Source organism: Streptomyces sp. NPDC047841 (assembly GCF_040704085.1).
Lineage (GTDB): Bacteria > Actinomycetota > Actinomycetes > Streptomycetales > Streptomycetaceae > Streptomyces > Streptomyces argyrophylli.
The window spans coordinates 326,167-344,861 of record NZ_JBEYRP010000003.1 but is presented as its reverse complement, the minus strand read 5'-3'; the positions used below and the strand labels follow the sequence as shown (position 1 = coordinate 344,861).

General features: G+C 74.8%; 14 protein-coding genes. 9 read left to right on the top strand and 5 right to left on the bottom strand.

The window, feature by feature from the left end; all coding sequences use genetic code 11:
* The first annotated feature begins 5 nt into the window (after nt 1-5).
* A complete protein-coding gene (locus tag AB0947_RS06160) occupies nt 6-1,232 on the top strand; it encodes an FAD-dependent oxidoreductase (protein ID WP_366749185.1) in 1,227 nt (408 codons plus the stop codon).
* A gap of 27 nt (nt 1,233-1,259) precedes the next feature.
* Here the strand turns inward: AB0947_RS06160 and AB0947_RS06155 are convergent, their stop codons facing one another.
* Entirely contained in the window at nt 1,260-2,024 is a 765-nt protein-coding gene (locus AB0947_RS06155; protein WP_366749056.1) for a crotonase/enoyl-CoA hydratase family protein, read from the bottom strand.
* A gap of 47 nt (nt 2,025-2,071) precedes the next feature.
* On the bottom strand, nt 2,072-3,037 hold the full coding sequence (locus AB0947_RS06150) for a lysylphosphatidylglycerol synthase transmembrane domain-containing protein (RefSeq protein ID WP_366749055.1): 966 nt from the start codon (nt 3,035-3,037) through the stop codon (nt 2,072-2,074).
* 96 nt (nt 3,038-3,133) lie between these two features.
* On the opposite strand from AB0947_RS06150, the gene AB0947_RS06145 reads away from it, so the two are divergent.
* A complete protein-coding gene (locus tag AB0947_RS06145) occupies nt 3,134-5,038 on the top strand; it encodes an ABC transporter ATP-binding protein (RefSeq protein WP_366749184.1) in 1,905 nt (634 codons plus the stop codon).
* Between the two features lie 619 nt (nt 5,039-5,657).
* Here the strand turns inward: AB0947_RS06145 and AB0947_RS06140 are convergent.
* Nucleotides 5,658-6,089: an ASCH domain-containing protein gene (locus AB0947_RS06140; RefSeq protein WP_366749054.1), complete on the bottom strand. Its 432-nt coding sequence runs from the start codon at nt 6,087-6,089 to the stop codon at nt 5,658-5,660.
* A 318-nt stretch (nt 6,090-6,407) separates the two neighbouring features.
* On the opposite strand from AB0947_RS06140, the gene AB0947_RS06135 reads away from it, so the two are divergent.
* The 5 genes from AB0947_RS06135 (at nt 6,408) to AB0947_RS06115 (ending at nt 14,734) form a co-directional block, all read left to right on the top strand.
* Complete coding sequence (locus tag AB0947_RS06135; RefSeq protein ID WP_366749053.1) at nt 6,408-8,591, top strand: RICIN domain-containing protein; 2,184 nt, start codon at nt 6,408-6,410, stop codon at nt 8,589-8,591.
* A gap of 95 nt (nt 8,592-8,686) precedes the next feature.
* Nucleotides 8,687-9,214 (top strand): 2Fe-2S iron-sulfur cluster-binding protein, encoded by a 528-nt coding sequence (locus AB0947_RS06130; protein ID WP_366749052.1) that lies wholly within the window; start codon nt 8,687-8,689, stop codon nt 9,212-9,214.
* Nucleotides 9,215-10,210: a xanthine dehydrogenase family protein subunit M gene (locus AB0947_RS06125; protein WP_366749051.1), complete on the top strand. Its 996-nt coding sequence runs from the start codon at nt 9,215-9,217 to the stop codon at nt 10,208-10,210.
* A gap of 22 nt (nt 10,211-10,232) precedes the next feature.
* Nucleotides 10,233-12,326, top strand: coding sequence for a xanthine dehydrogenase family protein molybdopterin-binding subunit (locus AB0947_RS06120; protein ID WP_366749050.1), 2,094 nt, complete (start codon nt 10,233-10,235; stop codon nt 12,324-12,326).
* Entirely contained in the window at nt 12,323-14,734 is a 2,412-nt protein-coding gene (locus AB0947_RS06115; RefSeq protein ID WP_366749049.1) for a glycosyl hydrolase family 65 protein, read from the top strand. Before AB0947_RS06120 ends, AB0947_RS06115 begins: the two co-directional genes overlap by 4 nt.
* A gap of 109 nt (nt 14,735-14,843) precedes the next feature.
* Here AB0947_RS06115 and AB0947_RS06110 read toward each other — a convergent pair whose 3' ends face one another.
* Nucleotides 14,844-15,884 carry an NUDIX domain-containing protein gene (locus AB0947_RS06110; protein ID WP_366749048.1) on the bottom strand — a complete coding sequence of 347 codons (1,041 nt, stop codon included), beginning with the start codon at nt 15,882-15,884 and terminating at the stop codon, nt 14,844-14,846.
* Between the two features lie 144 nt (nt 15,885-16,028).
* On the opposite strand from AB0947_RS06110, the gene AB0947_RS06105 reads away from it, so the two are divergent.
* Both AB0947_RS06105 and AB0947_RS06100 read left to right on the top strand, forming a co-directional pair.
* Nucleotides 16,029-16,838: a response regulator transcription factor gene (locus AB0947_RS06105; protein ID WP_366749047.1), complete on the top strand. Its 810-nt coding sequence runs from the start codon at nt 16,029-16,031 to the stop codon at nt 16,836-16,838.
* A 57-nt stretch (nt 16,839-16,895) separates the two neighbouring features.
* Nucleotides 16,896-17,396 (top strand): SRPBCC domain-containing protein, encoded by a 501-nt coding sequence (locus AB0947_RS06100; RefSeq protein ID WP_366749046.1) that lies wholly within the window; start codon nt 16,896-16,898, stop codon nt 17,394-17,396.
* Nucleotides 17,397-17,411: 15 nt separating this feature from the next.
* Here AB0947_RS06100 and AB0947_RS06095 read toward each other — a convergent pair whose 3' ends face one another.
* A complete protein-coding gene (locus AB0947_RS06095) occupies nt 17,412-18,515 on the bottom strand; it encodes a winged helix DNA-binding domain-containing protein (RefSeq protein WP_366749045.1) in 1,104 nt (367 codons plus the stop codon).
* Nucleotides 18,516-18,695: the final 180 nt, after the last annotated feature.

Below are 18,695 nucleotides of genomic sequence, written 5' to 3'. Positions count from 1 at the left end.
ACGCCATGGCGGCCCCGCGGCACGTGGACGTCCTCGTCGTCGGTGCCGGCCCCGCCGGGCTCGCCGCCGCCGCGCGGCTGGCCGCCGCCGGCGCCGGACGCGTGGAGGTGCTGGAGCGCGAGGCACGGCCCGGCGGAGTGCCCCGGCACTGCGCCCACGGCGGCTTCGGCACCTGGACGCACCCGCTGACCGGCCCCGGGTACGCCCGCCTGCTCACACAGGCCGCCGAGCGCGCGGGCGCCACCGTCCGGACCGGCGTGACGGCACTGGACTGGGCGCCGACGGGACCCGTGCTCACCACGGTCGGCCCCGGCGGCCCGGAGACCGTCACGGCACGGGCGGTCGTCCTCGCCACCGGCGCCCGCGAACGCCCCCGTCCCGCCCGGCTGGTGCCCGGCACCCGCCCCGCCGGCGTGTACACCACCGGCGAACTCCAGCAGGCGGTCCACCTGTTCGGGCAGCACATCGGCACCCGCGCGGTCGTCGTCGGCGCGGCGGACGTCTCCTACGCGGCGGCGGACACCGTCCGCGCGGGCGGCGCCGAGGTCGTCGCCCTCGTCACGGAACACCCGCGCGCCCGGACCGGCCGCGCCCGCGCCCGGACGGCACTGCTGCGCCACGGCGTCCCGCTGCTGACCGACACCACCGTCACCGGACTCCTCGGCCACGGCCGCCTCTCCGGCGTCCGCGTCCGCCACCGGGACGGCCGTACGACCGTCCTCGCCTGCGACACCGTGGTCTTCACCGGCGATTTCGTCCCCGACCACGAACTGGCCCGGCGCGGCGGCCTCACCCTGGACCCCGGCACCCGCGGCCCCGCCGTCGCCGGCTCCCTGCACACCTCCCGCCCCGGTGTCTTCGCCGCCGGCAACGTCCTGCACGCCGTGGAGCCCGCCGGCACGGCGGCCCGCGAGGGCGCCCGGGCGGCCGGCGCGGTGCTGGACTTCCTGGCGGGCGCGCCCTGGCCGGCCCCCGGCGTCCCCGTGACCGTCGCACCGCCGCTGCGCTGGATCGCCCCGAACCGCGTCACCCCGGCCGCCCCGCCCGCCCCCCACGTCCTGCGCACCGGCGTCCCGCTGCACCGGCCGGTCCTGTACGTCCGCCAGGACGGCCGCCTGCTGCACCACGAGCGCCTCCCCACCGCCCTGCCCGACCGCACCCTGACCCTCGGCGCCCGCTGGCAGCACCGGGTCGACCCCGAGGGCGGCGAGGTACGCGTGAGCACCGGCTGAGCGCGGGGCCGCCGCGGGGGCGGCGGTTCACGAGTCCGTGAACGACCCGTGCCGCCCGGCACCCGACGCGAACCGGGCGGCGCCCTCCGCGCCCTCGGCCAGCACCCCCATGCCCCAGCGGAGTTCGCCGCGCAGCGCCGTCTCCTCGTCCTGTCCCTCCTGGTCGAGGACCGACGCCCGGTCACCGCGCAGGCAGGCCTGCGGGAAGCGGGCGATCCGTGCCGCCAGCGCCTCCGCCTCGGCACGCGCGTGCCCGGCCGGCACCAGCCGGTTCACCAGACCCATCCCGTACGCCTCGCGGGCCGGCACCGGGCGGCCGGTGAGGATCATGTCCAGGGCCCGGCCGGTGCCGATCAGCCGGGGCAGCCGTACCGTGCCGCCGTCGATCAGGGGCACGCCCCAGCGGCGGCAGAACACCCCGAACACCGCGTCCTCCTCGGCGACCCGCAGATCGCACCACAGGGCGAGTTCCAGGCCGCCCGCGACCGCGTGCCCGGCCACCGCCGCGATCACCGGCTTGGACAGCCGCATCCGCGTCGGCCCCATCGGCCCGTCGCCGTCCCGTGCCACCCGGTTGCCGCGCTCCGTGCCGATCGCCTTCAGGTCCGCGCCCGCGCAGAAGGTGCCGCCCTCACCCCACAGCACCGCCACCCGGGCGCTTTCGTCCGCCTCGAACGCCCGGAAGGCGTCGGCCAGTCCGGCGGCCGTCGGACCGTCCACCGCGTTGCGGGCCTCCGGCCGGGACAGCACGACCGTGGTGACGTACTCCTCGCGTTCTGTGCGGACCGGCACGGCGGGTGCTCCTTCTGGGACGGGGCGGCTCGGAGGGCCACTGTGCCTCAGATGACCTTCAGCCGCACCAGCGCGCCCAGGGTCAGCGCCCCCGGCACCAGCGGCAGCCACACGGTGATGATCCGGTAGGCCAGCACCACCGCCGTCGCCACCGCCGCCGGGCCGCCCATCGCGACCAGGGCCACGACCAGCGCCGCCTCCACGGACCCCAGCCCGCCGGGCGTGGGCACCAGCGCCACCGCGACCGTCGCCGCGAGGTAGGCCAGCACCATGTGCGCGGGCGGCACCGGCAGCCGCAGCGCCTGCCCGACGGCCGCGAGTCCGGCCGCCTGGAGCGCGGGGAAGGCCAGCGAGCCGCCCCACAGCGCCAGGGCGCGGGCCGGCCGGCCGTGCACCGACCGGGCCTCGTCCAGGGCGTCCCGCGCGAACCCGGACACGCGCGTGCGCAGCGGCCGTACGAGCGCCGCCCCGGCCACCGCCACCACCAGCAAGACCACCCCGCCCAGCAGCAGCGGCAGCGCCGAGCCGTCCGGCAGCAGGGGGCCGAGCCGCAGCGCGTCCGGGAACGCGGCCAGCAGCGCGGCCAGCAGCCCGAGCCGGCCCACGCACTCCGCCAGCAGGTACAGGGCGAGCGCGGCCGAGGAACGCGCCGGCGGCACCCCGCACACGGTCATGAAGCGCAGGTTGACGGCGCCCGCGCCGAGCCCGGTCGGCAGCAGGTGGTTGGCCGCGGCCGCCGCGAACTGGGTGGCCAGCAGCCGTCCCTTCGGCAGCGGCTGGAGCACCGCGCCCTGCCGGGTGACGGCGGCGGCGACCCAGCTCAGGCAGGTCGCCGAGGCCGCCGCGAGCAGCCACGGCCAGGAGGCGGTGCGCAGCTGGCCGAAGCCGTCGGCGAGGACCGAGCGGTGCCGTACGGCGGCCACGGCGACGAGCCCGAGCGGCACCAGGCACAGCACCTGGCGCACGGGGAGGCGCCGGGGCGGGCGCCGACGGGGGAGCGGGACGGCAGTCACACCGCCACAGGGTCTGCGGAGCGTCCCAACAGCGGGTGAACCGTCGCGGACATTGACCTCAACGAACGTTGAGGTTCTACGGTCTCTTCCATGAGCATGGAGACCACCGCCTGGACGCAGCTGCACAGCGTGATGAACGCGCAGTCCGAGCGTCGCCCCTTCGCCCGCGCCACCCTGCGCCGCATCGCCGCCTTCGCCCGCCCGCACCGCGCCGGCATCGCCCGGTTCGTGCTGCTCGGGGTGGTGACCGCCCTGCTCGCCGTCGCGACCCCCGTGCTCGCCGGCCGCGTCGTCGACGCGATCGTGGCGGGGCACGACTCCGGCACGGTGGTCCGGCTGTCCCTGTTCATCGCGCTCGTCGCGCTCGCGGAGGCGGGGCTCGGCATCCTCGGCCGCCGCCTGTCGGCGACGCTCGGGGAGGGACTCATCCTCGACCTCAGAACGGCTGTGTTCGATCATGTGCAGCGCATGCCTGTCGCGTTCTTCACACGTACGCGTACGGGCGCGCTGGTCAGCCGTCTCAACAACGACGTGATCGGCGCCCAGCGCGCCTTCGCCAACACCCTCTCCGGTGTCGTCAGCAACCTGGTCACCCTGCTGCTCACGCTCGCCGTGATGCTCACCCTGTCCTGGCAGATCACCCTGCTGGCACTCCTCCTGCTGCCCGTGTTCGTGCTGCCCGCCCGCCGCATGGGCAGCCGGATGGCCCGCATGCAGCGCGAGGCCGCGGCGCTGAACGCGGCCATGGGCACCCGGATGACCGAGCGGTTCTCCGCCCCCGGCGCCACCCTGGTCAAGCTGTTCGGGCGCCCGGAGGAGGAGTCGGCGGAGTTCTCGGCGCGGGCCGCCCAGGTCCGGGACATCGGCGTCCGCACGGCGACGGCCCAGTCCGTCTTCATCACCTCCCTCACCCTGGTCTCCGCCCTCGCCCTGGCCCTCGTCTACGGCCTCGGCGGCTGGTTCGCGCTGCGCGGCACCCTGGAGCCCGGCGCGGTCGTCTCCCTCGCGCTGCTGCTGACCCGGCTGTACGCCCCGCTGACCGCGCTCGCCGGGGCCCGGGTCGAGGTGATGAGCGCACTCGTCAGCTTCGAGCGGGTCTTCGAGGTGCTCGACCTCAAGCCGCTCATCACCGAGAAGCCGGACGCCCGCGAGGTCCCCGACGGCCCGGTCGCCGTCGAGTTCGACGACGTCCGCTTCTCCTACCCGTCCGCCGACCAGGTCTCCCTCGCGTCCCTGGAGGAGGTCGCCGCGCTCGACACCCGCGGCGGCACCGAGGTGCTGCGCGGCATCTCCTTCCGCGCCGAGCCCGGCCAGACCGTCGCCCTCGTCGGCTCCTCCGGCGCCGGCAAGTCGACCATCGCCCAGCTCCTGCCGCGCCTGTACGACGTCGACGCGGGCGCGGTCCGCATCGGCGGCGTCGACGTCCGCGACCTCACCTCCGCCTCGCTGCGGGCCACCCTCGGCATGGTCACCCAGGACGGCCACCTCTTCCACGACACCGTCCGCGCCAACCTGCTGCTGGCCCGCCCCGAAGCGGGTGACGAGGAGCTGTGGGACGCCCTCGGCCGCGCCCGCCTCGCCGACGTCGTCCGGTCCCTGCCCGACGGTCTGGACACCGTCGTCGGCGAGCGCGGCTACCGGCTGTCCGGCGGCGAACGCCAGCGCATGACGATCGCCCGGCTGCTGCTCGCCCGCCAGCGCGTGGTCATCCTGGACGAGGCCACCGCCCACCTGGACAACACCTCCGAGGCGGCCGTCCAGGAGGCGCTCACCGAGGCCCTGGAGGGCCGCACCGCCGTGGTCATCGCCCACCGCCTGTCCACGGTCCGCGCCGCCGACCAGATCCTGGTCGTGGAGTCCGGCCGCATCGTGGAACGCGGCACGCACGAGGAACTGCTGGCGGCGCGGGGCCGGTACGCCGAGCTGCACCGCACGCAGTTCGCGGGACGCGGCGAGGTGACGGAGACGGTCGCGCCGGGGGCGGTGCCGACGGTGGGGTGAGGATGACCTGGGGTGTCCGGGGCGCGCCGCTCGCCGCGACCGCGCGACGGCTGCCCGCACCGGGGCGGGGACGCCAAGTGACCCGGCCGGCGGGCGTCACCCGGCCGCGGCAGCCCCGCCTCCGCCGTCGCGCCGCCCCTCGGTGAGCAGCGCGTCGACGGCGTCCCTGATCTCCTCGTCCTGGACGAAGCCCCGCCGGCCGACGCGACCGCGCAGCCGCTCGATGGTCCGCGAGCAGGCCGAGGGCGAAGCCGGGGGCCGGTCCGGCGAAGAGCCCGGCGGTCCAATGGTGGACGCCCCGCACCCCGGCCTCCACCGTGCTGCGGTGGAGCGCGACGCCGGGATCCCGTACCGCGTGCAGCAGCAGGTCCAGCCGGGGCGCGGGCAGCCGCGGATCGGCCGGTGTGAGGGCGTGCACGGCGGCCAGCCCGAGCCGGGCCTCGGGGGCGTCGAGCAGATCGCGCAGGAGCCGGCGGGCCTCGTCGGCGTGGGCCCCGGCCGGTTCGCGCAGGGCCGCCGCGCCGAGGGCGAGGACGAGGTCCAGGCGGGTCACCGGATCGTCCTCCGCACAGGGCCTGTCCGGTTGATCCTCCCGGACTCCCATCGAGTCGGACACGGGTCACGGACCACCCGAGTTGTCGGGCTCGACCACTCGGAAGCGTTCTGCAACGACAAGGGTGTCGTCATCGATGACCGGGGTGTGTCCCAGGTACTCGCTCACGCCATCGCTCCGGAAGAACTCTTCGTGCGCTGCCCGCCACTCCGCCACGTCGGAGTAACCGCGTCCCTCCGCTCGCGCGAAGCCGTCGTCGATCTCCTTCATGGGAACGACGCGCACGTCGACGAGCTCGATCGTGACGGCCGGACGACCTTCGGAATCAAGCACCGAGAATCGCTGTCCGGTCACCGGTACTGCCTCGCCGGCGTGTTCGTAGATCTCCAGGAGACCCGTGAGCGCGGTCTTCCGACCGCTCAGGATCGCCGCCACACCACGGTCACGTTCCGGACCCGGGAAGGCGAGTTCAAGAGTCGGAAGATCGTCATGTCCCATCGAGCGAGGTTATGAAGCCCGGCCGCGTTGATCAAGGGCCACCGCTCCGTCGGCCCCCGAACCCACAGCAAGTCGTCCGGAGGAAGCGTCCTGGTCCGCGGTGTCCGGCGCGGCCAGGTCCACGGCCTCCGACCCCGCCCGGTCCACGGCCTCCACGGACACCGGCGGGTGCCGGTGGGGTTTCCCGTTCCCCCTCTTGACGCCAGTGGTCCGTACCTTTAGTTTCACGCCTTAAACAAAGCCCCGCAGGCCCCAACGGCCGAATGTCCCCCGGCTGTTGGGTCTGCGGTCCCCCCACCCGAAAGGCCACCCGCCCACATGGCCAGACCCCTCCCGGCGGCGGGCACGCTCGCCGCCCTGTCCCTCGCCGCCACCCTGCTCACGGCGGCACCCGCGCCCGCCGCCACCGCCGGGGCCGCCGCCCTGCCCACGGGCTTCGCCACGGTCATGAACGCCGCGAGCGGCAGGTGTCTGGACGCCAAGGCCGCCGCCACCGCCAACGGCACCGCCGTGCAGCAGTACGCCTGCAACGGCACCACGGCCCAGCAGTGGAGCCTCACCGACGCCGGCGGCGGCTACGTCCGCATCGCCAACCGCAACGACACCAACCAGGTGGCCGACGTCGCCGACGTCTCCACGGCCGACAACGCGCCCGTCCACCTGTGGAGTTACGGCGGCGGCGCCAACCAGCAGTGGCTCCCCGTGGACGACGGCGGCGGCGCCTTCCACTTCGTCAACCGCAACAGCGGCAAGTGCCTGGACGACCCCGGCGCCTCGCTCGCCGACAGCGTGCAGTTCGTGCAGTACACCTGCAACGGCACCGCCGCCCAGCGCTTCCAGGTGGTCCCCGTGACCCAGTCGGCGAGCAACCCGGACCTCGGCCCGGGCGTCGTCGTCTTCGACCCGTCGATGTCCTCCTCGACGATCCAGGGCAAGCTGGACACCATCTTCAAGCAGCAGGAGACCAACCAGTTCGGCTCCCAGCGCTACGCCGTCCTCTTCAAGCCCGGCGCCTACAACGCCGACGTCAACGTCGGCTTCTACACCCAGGTGCTCGGCCTCGGCCTGACCCCGGACGCGGTGACGGTCAACGGCGCGGTGCACGCCGAGGCCGACTGGTTCCAGGGCAACGCCACCCAGAACTTCTGGCGCGGCGCCGAGAACCTGTCCGTCAACCCCACCGGCGGCGGCGACCGCTGGGCGGTCTCGCAGGCGGCGGCCTACCGCCGGATGCACCTGCGCGGCAACCTCGCCCTGGACGACGGCGGCTGGTCCTCCGGCGGCTACCTCGGCGACAGCAAGGTCGACGGACAGGTCAACTCCGGTTCCCAGCAGCAGTGGCTGACCCGCAACTCCCAGCTCGGCGGCTGGACCGGGTCCAACTGGAACATGGTGTTCGTCGGCAGCCAGGGCGTCCCGGCCACCAGCTTCCCGAACCCGCCGTACACCACCGTCGCGCAGAGCCCGGTCACCCGGGAGAAGCCGTTCCTGTACGTCGACGGCTCCGGGAACTACCAGGTGTTCGTGCCGTCCGTGCGCACCAACTCCACCGCGACGAGCTGGGCCGGCGGCAGTCCGGCCGGCAGCTCGCTGCCGCTGAGCCAGTTCTACGTCGTCAAGCCCGGCGCCACCGCCGCACAGATCAACGCCGCCCTGGCGGCCGGCCAGAACCTGCTGGTCACGCCCGGCGTCTACCACCTCGACCAGACCCTGAAGGTGACCCGCCCGGACACGGTCGTCCTCGGCCTCGGCCTGGCCACCTTCGTCCCGGACAACGGCGTCACCGCGATGTCCGTCGCCGACGTCGACGGCGTGAAGATCGCGGGCCTGCTCTTCGACGCCGGCACCACCAGCTCCAAGACCCTGGTCGAGGTCGGACCGGCCGGCTCCGCCGCCTCCCACGCGGCCGACCCGACCTCCCTGCACGACGTGTACTTCCGCGTCGGCGGCGCGGGCGTCGGCAAGGCCGCGACCGGCCTCGTCGTCAACAGTGACAACGTCATCGGCGACCACATGTGGATCTGGCGCGCCGACCACGGCAGCGGCGTCGGCTGGACCAGCAACACCGCCGACACCGGCCTGGTGGTCAACGGGGACGACGTCACCATGTACGGGCTGTTCGTGGAGCACTTCCAGAAGTACCAGACCGTCTGGAACGGCAACGGCGGCCGCACCTACTTCTTCCAGAACGAAATGCCGTACGACCCGCCGAACCAGGCCGCCTGGATGAACGGCTCCACGCAGGGCTACGCCGCCTACAAGGTCGCCGACTCGGTCACCAGCCACCAGGCGTACGGCCTCGGCAGCTACTGCTACTTCAACGTCAACCCGGGCGTGACGGCCGCCCGCGCCATCGAGGCGCCGGACAACCCGAACGTCCGCTTCACCAGCATGGTGACCGTCTCCCTCGGCGGCACCGGCACCATCAGCCACGTCATCAACAACACCGGAGGGCCGTCCAACGCGACGACCAACGTCGCGAACCTCGTCCGCTACCCGTGAGCGAAGGGGATGACCTTCCGGACGTGTGAGCCCCGCGTGTCCTGGATACGCGGTGTGCACGGCCCCACCGTCCGTCCGGAAGGTCATCCCCCGCCATGACCAGCGCATCCCACCACTCCGAAGTCACCCTCCGGGTGAACGGCAAACCCCACACCGTGCGCGTCGACCACCGGCGCGTGCTGCTGGACCTGCTGCGCGAGGACCTGGACCTCACCGGTTCCAAGAAGGGCTGCGACCACGGCCAGTGCGGTGCCTGCACCGTGCTGGTCGACGGCCGCCGCCTCAACAGCTGCCTGCTCCTCGCCGTCACCCTCGACGGCAGCGAGATCACCACCGTCGAGGGCCTGGGCGGCGACCGCGAGGAACCGCACCCGCTCCAGCGGGCCTTCCTGGACCGCGACGCCTTCCAGTGCGGCTACTGCACCCCCGGCCAGCTCTGCTCCGCCGTGGGCATGCTCGCCGAGGCCGCGGCCGGCCACCCCTCCCACGTCACCGACCCGGCGGCCCCCGCCGAGGGGCCCGTACCGCTGGACCGGTCCGAGATCCGCGAACGGATGAGCGGCAACCTGTGCCGCTGCGGCGCCTATCCCCGCATCGTCGAGGCGATCGAGGACGTGATCTGAGTGAACGGCTTCGGATACCTCAGGCCCGGCAGCGTCCAGGAGGCCGTCGAGGCCTACGCCGCCCAGCCCGGCGCCCGCTATCTGGCCGGCGGCACCAACCTGGTCGACCTGCTGAAACTCGGCGTGGAGCGGCCCGCCCTCCTCATCGACATCGGCCGGCTGCCGCTGGACCGCGTCCAGGAGCTGCCCGACGGCTCCCTGCGGGTGGGCGCCACCGTCCGCAACAGCGACCTCGCCGCCGACCCGCGCGTCCGCGAGCGCTGGCCCGCGCTGTCCCAGGCGCTCCTCGCCGGCGCCTCCGCACAGCTGCGCAACGCCGCCACCACCGGCGGCAACCTGCTCCAGCGCACCCGCTGCCCCTACTTCCAGGACCTGGACAAACCCTGCAACAAACGGGAGCCGGGCAGCGGCTGCGGCGCCCGGGACGGCGTCCACCGCGACCACGCCGTCCTCGGCCACTCCCCGCACTGCATCGCCACCCACCCCTCCGACATGGCCGTCGCCCTCGCCGCCCTCGACGCCCAGGTCGAGCTGTACGGCACCGACGGCACCCGGCGCCTGCCGGTGGCCGACTTCCACCGGCTGCCCGGCGAGCACCCCGAGCGGGACACCTGGATCCGCCCCGGCGAACTCATCACCGGCGTGCTGCTCCCGGCCGCCACCGCCGGCGCCCCGTCCGCCTACCGCAAGGCCCGGGACCGGGCGTCGTACGCCTTCGCGCTCGCCTCCGTGGCGGTCGTGCTGCGGGTCGTGGACGGCGTCGTCGACCAGGTGGGCGTCGCCTTCGGCGGGCTCGCCCACCGGCCCTGGCGGGCCCGGCACACCGAGCTGGCGCTGCTGGGCGCCCCCGCCACCCCGGCCGCCTTCGAGGGAGCCGTGGCCCTCGAACTCGCGCACGCCGAGCCGCTGCGCGACAACGCCTACAAGGTGTCCCTCGCCCGCAACCTCGCCCTGGACGTCCTGAACCGTCTCGCCCCGGCCCCGGCAGTGGCCTGACCCTCACCAGACCGGAGGACCCATGACCGGCACGACCGGCACCGCCCTGGGCGCTCCCGCCGAGCGCAGGGAAGGGCGCCAGAAGGTCACCGGCGCCGCCCGCTACGCAGCCGAGTACACCCTGCCTGGCCGCGTCCACGCCTGGCCCGTGCCCGCCGCGGTCACCCGCGGCCGGGTCACCGCCGTCGACACCTCGGCCGCCCTCGCCCTGCCCGGCGTCCTCGCCGTCCTCACCCCCTTCGACGCGCCCCGGCTCGCCGAACCCGAGGACGGCACGCTCGCCGTGCTGCAGAACCCGGACGTGCCGCACCGGGGCTGGTGCGTGGCCCTGGCCGTCGCCGAGACCCTGGAGACCGCCCGCGCCGCCGCCCGCGCCGTCCGCGTCACCTACGCCACCGCACCCCACGACACCGGCCCCGCCGAGGGCCACCCGGACGCCTACGGACCCGAGGACGCGGGCGGCCAGCCCGGACGGCTGGAACACGGCGACCCCGAGGCCGCCTACGCCGCGGCCGAGGTGCGCGTCGACGCCACCTACCGGGTGCCGCCGCTGCACAACCACCCGATGGAGCCGCACGCCAGCACCGCCCACTGGGACGGCGACCGGCTCACCGCGTACACCTCCAGCCAGGGCGGTACCACCGTGCGGTCCGTCCTCGCCCAGCTGTTCCGGCTGCCCGAGGAGCGGATCACCGTCGTCGCCGAGCACGTCGGCGGCGGCTTCGGCTCCAAGGGCACCCCGCGCCCGGACGTCGTCCTCGCCGCGCTCGCCGCCCGGCACACCGGCCGGCCCGTCACCGTGGCCTACCCCCGCCGGTACCTGCCCACCACCGTCGGCCACCGCGCCCCGACCGTGCAGCGGCTGCGGCTCGGCGCGCACCCGGACGGCCGGCTCACCGCCGTGCTGCACGACGTCACCACCCACACCTCGCGCGTGAAGGAGTTCGTGGAATACGCCGGGGTGGTCTCCCGCGTCATGTACGCCACCCCCGGCCTACGCAGCGCCCACCACGTGGTCCCGCTGGACGTGCCCACCCCGTCCTGGATGCGGGCCCCCGGCGAGTCACCCGGCATGTACGCCCTGGAGTCCGCCATGGACGAACTCGCCGACGCGCTCGGCATGGACCCGGTGGAGCTGCGCGCGCGCAACGAACCGGAACGGGAACCGGGCAGCGGCAAGCCGTTCAGCAGCCGGCACGTCGTGGAGTGCCTGCGCGAGGGCGCCCGCCGCTTCGGCTGGGCCGGCCGCGACCCGCGCCCCGGTATCCGCCGCGAGGGCCCGCTGCTGATCGGCACCGGCGTCGCCGCCGCCACCTACCCCGTGCAGGTCGCCCCGTCCACCGCCACCGCCGAGGCCCGCCCCGACGGCACCTTCGTCATCCGGGTCAACGCGGCCGACATCGGCACCGGAGCCCGTACCGTCCTCGCCCAGATCGCCGCCGACGCCCTCGGCGTGCCCCTGGAGCGGGTGCGCACCGAGGTCGGCCACAGCGATCTGCCGCCGGCCCCGCTGGCCGGGGGCTCCTCGGGCACCGCCTCCTGGGGCTGGGCCGTGCACGAGGCGTGCACCCGGCTCGCCGCGGAGCCCGCCCCGCCGTCCGGCGAACGCCACGTCGTCCGCGCCGACACCACCGGGACGGCCGACGCCGAGAGCCCCTACGCGCGGCACGCGTTCGGCGCGCACTTCGCCGAGGTCGCCGTCGACACCGTCACCGGCGAGATCCGGGTGCGCCGGCTGCTCGGCGTCTTCGCCGCCGGGCGGATCCTCAACGCCCGCACCGCACGCTCCCAGTTCACCGGCGCCATGGTCATGGGCCTCGGCATGGCCCTCACCGAACACAGCACCCTGGACCCGGCGTTCGGCGACTTCCCCGAGTCCGACCTCGCCTCCTACCACGTCCCCGTCCACGCCGACGTCCCCGCCATCGAGGCCCACTGGATCGACGAACACGACACCCACCTCAACCCCATGGGCAGCAAGGGCATCGGCGAGATCGGCATCGTCGGCACCGCCGCCGCCCTCGGCAACGCCGTCCACCACGCCACCGGCATCCGCTTCCGCACCCTCCCCCTCACCCCCGACCGGATCCTCGCCGGCCTGCTGTCCGAGGGGTGACGGTGACGGGACCCGCGTGGGAGCACCCCTGGGAATACCCCTGGGAGCACGTCTGGGAGTACGACGGCTACCGGCCGGCGGAGGAGCGCCTGCGGGAGTCGCTGTGCACCCTCGGCAACGGCTACTTCGCCACCCGCGGGGCACTGCCCGAGTGCGTCGCGGACGACGCGCACTACCCGGGCACCTACGCGGCCGGCTGCTACAACCGGCTCACCTCCGAGGTCGCCGGGCGCCGCGTCGAGAACGAGGACATGGTCAACCTGCCCAACTGGCTGCCGCTGCGCTTCCGCACCGCGGGCGGGGACTGGTTCACCCCGGACGCCGTGCCCGTCACCGAGCACCACCAGGTGCTCCACCTCGACCCCGGCCTGCTGGAACGCCGTACCCGCTACCCGGTGGGCCCCGACGCCACCCTCCTCGTCCGCCAGGTGCGCCTGGTCCACCTGGCCGACCCCCATCTCGCGGCCCTGCGCACCGAGTTCACCGCCGAGGGCCACACCGTCGAACTGGACGTCGAGGCCGCGCTCGACGGGCGCGTGACCAACTCCGGCGTCGCCCGCTACCGGGACCTGGACGGCCGGCACCTCAGCCACATCGAGGTCGGCACCAGCGCACCCGGCACGGTCTGGCTGCGCTGCCGCACCCGGACCTCCGACATCAGCGTCGGACTGGCCGCCCGGCTGACCGCCGCCGTGCCGGTCACCCACGCCAACGAGGCCCACCGCGCCGTCCAGCGCCTCCGGCTGTCCCTGCCGCCCGGCCGGACCGCCACCGTCGACAAGACCGTCGCCCTGCACACCTCCCGCGACCCGGCCATCAGCGACCCGCTGCGCGCGGCCGCCGACCGGGCCGACGCCGCCCCCGGCTTCGACGAACTGCGCGAGACCCACCGCGCCACCTGGGAGCAGCTGTGGCGGCGCACCGCGCTCGACGTGCCCGGCGAGGCGGGCAGCATCCTGCGCCTGCACCTGTTCCACGTCCTGCAGACCCTCTCGCCGCACACCGCCGACCTGGACGTCGGCGTCCCCGCCCGCGGCCTGCACGGCGAGGCCTACCGGGGGCACGTCTTCTGGGACGAACTCTTCGTCCTGCCCTACCTGAACCTCCACCTGCCCGAGGTCTCCCGCGCCCTGCTCCGCTACCGCCACCGCCGCCTGGACGCCGCCTGCCACGCGGCCCGGGACCTCGGCCGGGGCGGCGCGCTCTACCCCTGGCAGAGCGGCAGCGACGGCCGCGAGGAGACCCAGCAGCTGCACCTCAACCCGCGGTCCGGCCGCTGGCTGCCGGACCACTCCCGGCTCCAGCACCACGTCGGCTTGGCCGTGGCCTACAACGTCTGGCAGTACTGCGAGGCGACCGGCGACATCGAGTTCCTGCACGGCGAGGGCGCCGAGGTGCTCCTCCAGATCGCCCGCTTCTGGGGGCAGTCGGCGACCTGGGACGACCACCTCGGCCGCTACCGCATCCGGGGCGTGGTCGGCCCCGACGAGTACCACGACGCCTACCCCGGCGCGGCCCGGCCCGGCCTGGACGACAACGCGTACACCAACGTCACCGCCGCCTGGGTGCTCACCCGCGCCTTGGACCTGCTGCACGGCCTGCCCGAGCCGCGCCGCCGGGAACTCACCGAGCTGACCGGCCTCGGCGAGGACGAACCCGACCGCTGGAGGGAGGTCGCCCGCCGCCTGCACATCCCCTTCCACGACGGGGTGATCAGCCAGTTCGACGGCTACGGCGACCTCGCCGAACTGGACTGGGCGGGCTACCGCGGACGGTACGACGACATCCGGCGCCTGGACCGCATCCTGGAGGCGGAGGGCGACACCGTCAACCGTTACAAGGCGTCCAAGCAGGCCGACGTGCTGATGCTGGGCTACCTGTTCTCCCCGCCCGAACTGCGCTCCCTTTTCCAGCAGTTGGGGTACCACCTGGACGAGCACATCTGGCTCGCGACCGTGGACCACTACCTGCACCGCACCAGTCACGGCTCCACCCTCAGCGGCCTGGTGCACGGCTGGATCCTGGCCCGCGCCCGCCGCTCCGACGCCTGGAGCTTCGTCCAGGAGGCGCTGCGCGGCGACATCGCCGACCTCCAGGGCGGCACCACCGGCGAGGGCATCCACCTCGGGGCGATGGCCGGCACGCTCGACCTCGTCCAGCGCGGACTGACCGGCCTGGAGACCCGCTCCGGCGGCCTGGGCCTCGACCCGGTCCCGCTGCCCGAACTGTCCTCCTACGGCTTCGGCATCCGCTACCGCGGCCACTGGGGCGTCCGCCTGCGCCTGCGCAGCGGCCTGCTGGAGATCGCCGTACCGGACTCCGGCCGCTCACCCATCGACCTCCGCCTGCACGACCGCGTGGTACCGGTGGGACCGGGCGAAACGGCCCGCCTGGTACTCCCGGACTGACCCGGCCGCCGTCCCCTGCCGGGCGTGGGCTCGGCGTTCGGCGTGGGTTCGGCTTCCAACGTCCGGCACCCGAGTCCGGTCGTCGTCCCGTGTCAGCGTCGCCGTGGGCTCAGGTCCGCGTGACCGGATAGCGGTGCACCGGGGGCAGGCCGGGCAGCAGTCCCGGCCATACCGTGTCCAGGACGTGCGCGCTCGGTGTGAACAGCGGGCGGGTGAGGCCGGGGAGGTCGGCGGGCTCGTGCCACTCCCAGCGGCGCATCAGCCGCGGCTCGGTGACGACCGGCTCGCCGGTGAACGCCGTGACCCGGACGGCGGCCGTCACGCGGGGCATGCCGTCCACGGAGTCCATCAGCACCGCCCGCACCCGCGTGCCGGCGGGGTCGGCCCGCAGGGACGTCTCCTCCTCCAGCTCCCGCACGGCCGCCGCGGCGAAGTCCTCGCCCGGCTCGTTCTTGCCGCCGGGCAGTTCCCACACGCCCCGCGCCGACCAGCCCAGCAGCACCCGCCCCGCCGCGTCCGTGACGACCACACCGGCCCCGGTCAGCGCGTGCGCGGTGGGCCGGCCCTTGCCGGCGCAGACCAGAGCGGCGGGGGCCGGGCCGCGCAGGACGAGCAGGGCCAGACCGCCGGCGTCGTACCGTCCGGCGGACTCCCAGCCCGCGCACAGCAGCCCGATCTCCTCCTCGTCCAGCGCCCCGCCCCGCTCGCGCTCCGGTACGGCGCCCACCACGGGGGTGATCACGCACAGCGCGCCGCCGGGACGCAGCCGCTCGCGCAGCCGGCCGAGCACCCGGGTGCGGTCGCGGACGAACGCCCACAGCCGGACGGTGATCAAGTCGTACGCGTCCTGCGGCAGTCGGTCCAGGCTGTCCCGTTCGATGTCCAGCCGCCGGTACGTCACCCCCGTCCCGCCGGCCCCCCGGGCCTCGGCGAGCGCGACGGCGGACCGGTCCACGGCGTCCACCCGGTAGCCGGACGCGGCCAGGTGGCGGGCGAGTTCGCCGAGCCCGCAGCCGACGTCCAGGCAGCGCCCGCCCGCCGGCGCCGGTACGTGCTCGGCGAGCAGCCGGCGCTCGGCGGGTCCCAGCGGCCGGAACCGGCCCCCGCGCGCGTAGTGCGCGTCCCATTCCTCGGGTCGCGGCTGTGCCACCGGGCCTCCTCATGACGGTCGATACGCGGACAAGGGGATCATGACCTGGTCACGGCCGGGACACACCACCGTCCGTGATCTCGACGGCGCCCCCCGGCGGGACCACCATGGGAGGGCGGTCGAGGACGAGAGGAGCCGCCGCACATGAGGGTGACCGACGCGCCCTTGCGCGTCCTGGCCGTGGACGACGAGGAACCCGCGCTCGAAGAACTGCTCTACCTGCTGGGGGAGGACCCGCGGGTCGGCACCGCCGTGCCCGCCCTGGAGGCCACCGAGGCGCTGCGCCGGCTGAGCCGGACCATGGCGCAGGGCCCGGACGGCACGGAGGGCTTCGACGTCGTCTTCCTCGACATCGACATGCCCGGCCTCAGCGGCCTCGAACTCGCCCGGCTGCTGGGCGGGTTCGCCGCTCCTCCGCTCGTCGTCTTCGTCACCGCCCACGAGGACTTCGCCGTGCGCGCCTTCGACCTGAAGGCGGTGGACTACCTGCTCAAGCCGCTGCGCAAGGAGCGCTTCGCCGAGGCCGTACGACGGGTCGCCGAGCTGGTCCGGGCGGGACAGGGCCCCCGCCCGGCCGCCCCGGTGCCGCCCGCGCCCGCGGCACCCGCCGTCGGCGACCAGGTGCCCGTGGAACTGGGCGGGGTGACCCGGTTCGTGCCCCTCGCCGACATCACCCACGTCGAGGCGCAGGGCGACTACGCGCGGCTGCACACCGGCCGGGGCAGCCACCTGGTGCGGATACCGCTGTCCACCCTGGAGGAGCAGTGGCGCTCGCGCGGCTTCGTCCGGATCCACCGCAGCCGGCTCGTCGCCCTCGGCCGGATCGAGGAAGTCCGCCTGGACGGGGGCAATGTGAGCGTCCGGATCGGTGACCGGGTGCTGGCCGTCAGCCGCCGCAACGCCCGCGAGCTCCGCGACCTGCTGGCGGGCCGCGCGACGGGGCGGATGCGCTGAGGGCCGCCGGGAGGTGCCGTCGCGCGGCCCGGCCGCCGCGCGTGTTAGGTTCGTCGGATGAGTGCCCAACACGGCTCGTTCTCCTTGGACTTGGACTTCACGGTGCCCCGGTCCGAGGTCTTCCGCGGCTTCGCCGACGCGTCCCTGCGGCGCCGCTGGTTCCGCCTCCCCGGCGGCTCCGCCACCGCCCGGCACGAACTGGACTTCCGGGTCGGCGCCGGCGAGAACGCCCGCAACGTCTTCGTCTCCGGAGACACCGAGGAACACCTCGCCTACCGCTCCACGTTCCTGGACATCGTGCCGGACACCCGGATCGTCTACGTCTACGAGGCCGAGGTCGACGGCAGCCGCCGCTGGATCTCCCTGGTCACCGTCGAACTCGCCGACGAACCCGCCGGCTCCCGCCTGACCTGGACCGAGCAGTACACCTGGCTCGTGCCGACCGGCGACGGCACCCAGGACGCCGCCCACCTCCGCGGCGGTACGCGCCTGCTGCTCAACGGCCTGTCCACGGTCGTGAACCCCGACCGCCACCACGGCCTGCGCGTACGGTCCTGAGACCCGCCGCCGGGCTCATCCGGCCGGCGCCACGACCACGTCCCGCCTGGCGACGCCGGGGTCGGTGAACTCCAGGACCCGCTCGGCCTCGGCACGCAGCTCCCGCACGGCCTTCGCGGGCAGGTGCCCGAACGGGGTGAGGGTCAGGGTCACCGCCGTCCTGCGCCGGGCCGTCGCCCAGGTACCGGCGACGAACCCGTCCCACAGGAAGGTCGCCGGCACCCGCAGGTTCCTGGTGATCAGCCGGGGCCGGTACTCGGTGCGGACGATCCGGCCGCGGTCCTTGTGGGCGAGGAGCAGACTGTCGAACTCCGGCAGCAGGCGGACCGGCGCCGGCGTGTCCGGATCGGGGCGCGGCGCGTCGGGCAGGTCGTGGACCACCTGGCCGTCCTCGGTGGTGAACGTGCGCAGCTCCGGGGCGAGCCGCTCGAACACGTCCGCCGCCTTCAGCCAGGCGAACTCGCGCAGGTCGGCGGGGCCGGCCGGGCCGTAGGCGGCCAGGTAGCGGCGGACGAAGTCCTCCGCCGAGCTCTCTCCGGCCGGCTCCGCGCCGAGCCAGGCCCCGGCCGTGGTGACCTCGCTGGAGGCGGGGAACGCCCACCGGTCCGCCGTCGGCACCATGACCAGGGGCAGGTTCATGCGCACGCAGTAGCCGAGCGCCCGCTCATCGGCGTCGGGGAACTCCCGCCGCATCCGCTCCCGGATCGCCGCGAAGTCCAGCGGCCCGGCGTCGAGGACGCCACGGGCGACCGCCAGCAGGCGCTCCTGGTCGATCTCCGGGCCCGCGATCCGTCGGGTGACGCCGGCCGCCGCGGCCGCCAGGGAGGGCTCCACCAGGGCGCGGAAGGCCAGGTAGTCGCGGGCGCTGAGCAGGTGCAGGGTGGCCCGGACATAGGTGGCCCGGACCACCTCCCGCTTCTCCAGCGCCGTGCGCAGGTCGTCGGCGCCGAATCCGGCCAGCCGGGTCCACAGGGCGAGGAACGGCGAACCCGGCTGCTGCGCCTGGAGGGCGAGCAGGCGTTCCACGGCCTCGGCCACGGACGTGTGCGCCCGCTCCAGGAGCAACTGCCGGGCCAGCGTGGCGCGGTTCAGCGCCCTGCGGCTCAGGACGTCGGTCATGTCGCTCCTCCGGCTCGGGTGACGCTCCCCGCGCCAACCTAGGGCACGGGGGCGTCGCCGGGGGAGCCCGTACCCGCTACGGCCCACCTGTCCGCCGGCGCGGATGCCGTCCGGCGGGACGAGTGCCAGACTGGGGATTCCGAGCCGTGGCCCGCGGCAGCCGGCTCGGGGCCTGCCCGT

Bases quoted from the DNA above. Each gene is read 5' to 3' on its own strand.
- AB0947_RS06160 (WP_366749185.1), top strand. From the start codon at position 6: ATGGCGGCCCCGCGGCACGTGGACGTCCTCGTCGTCGGTGCCGGCCCC.
- AB0947_RS06145 (WP_366749184.1), top strand. From the start codon at position 3,134: ATGGAGACCACCGCCTGGACGCAGCTGCACAGCGTGATGAACGCGCAG.
- AB0947_RS06140 (WP_366749054.1), bottom strand. From the start codon at position 6,089: ATGGGACATGACGATCTTCCGACTCTTGAACTCGCCTTCCCGGGTCCG.
- AB0947_RS06135 (WP_366749053.1), top strand. From the start codon at position 6,408: ATGGCCAGACCCCTCCCGGCGGCGGGCACGCTCGCCGCCCTGTCCCTC.
- AB0947_RS06130 (WP_366749052.1), top strand. From the start codon at position 8,687: ATGACCAGCGCATCCCACCACTCCGAAGTCACCCTCCGGGTGAACGGC.
- AB0947_RS06120 (WP_366749050.1), top strand. From the start codon at position 10,233: ATGACCGGCACGACCGGCACCGCCCTGGGCGCTCCCGCCGAGCGCAGG.
- AB0947_RS06105 (WP_366749047.1), top strand. From the start codon at position 16,029: ATGAGGGTGACCGACGCGCCCTTGCGCGTCCTGGCCGTGGACGACGAG.
- AB0947_RS06100 (WP_366749046.1), top strand. From the start codon at position 16,896: ATGAGTGCCCAACACGGCTCGTTCTCCTTGGACTTGGACTTCACGGTG.
- AB0947_RS06095 (WP_366749045.1), bottom strand. From the start codon at position 18,515: ATGACCGACGTCCTGAGCCGCAGGGCGCTGAACCGCGCCACGCTGGCC.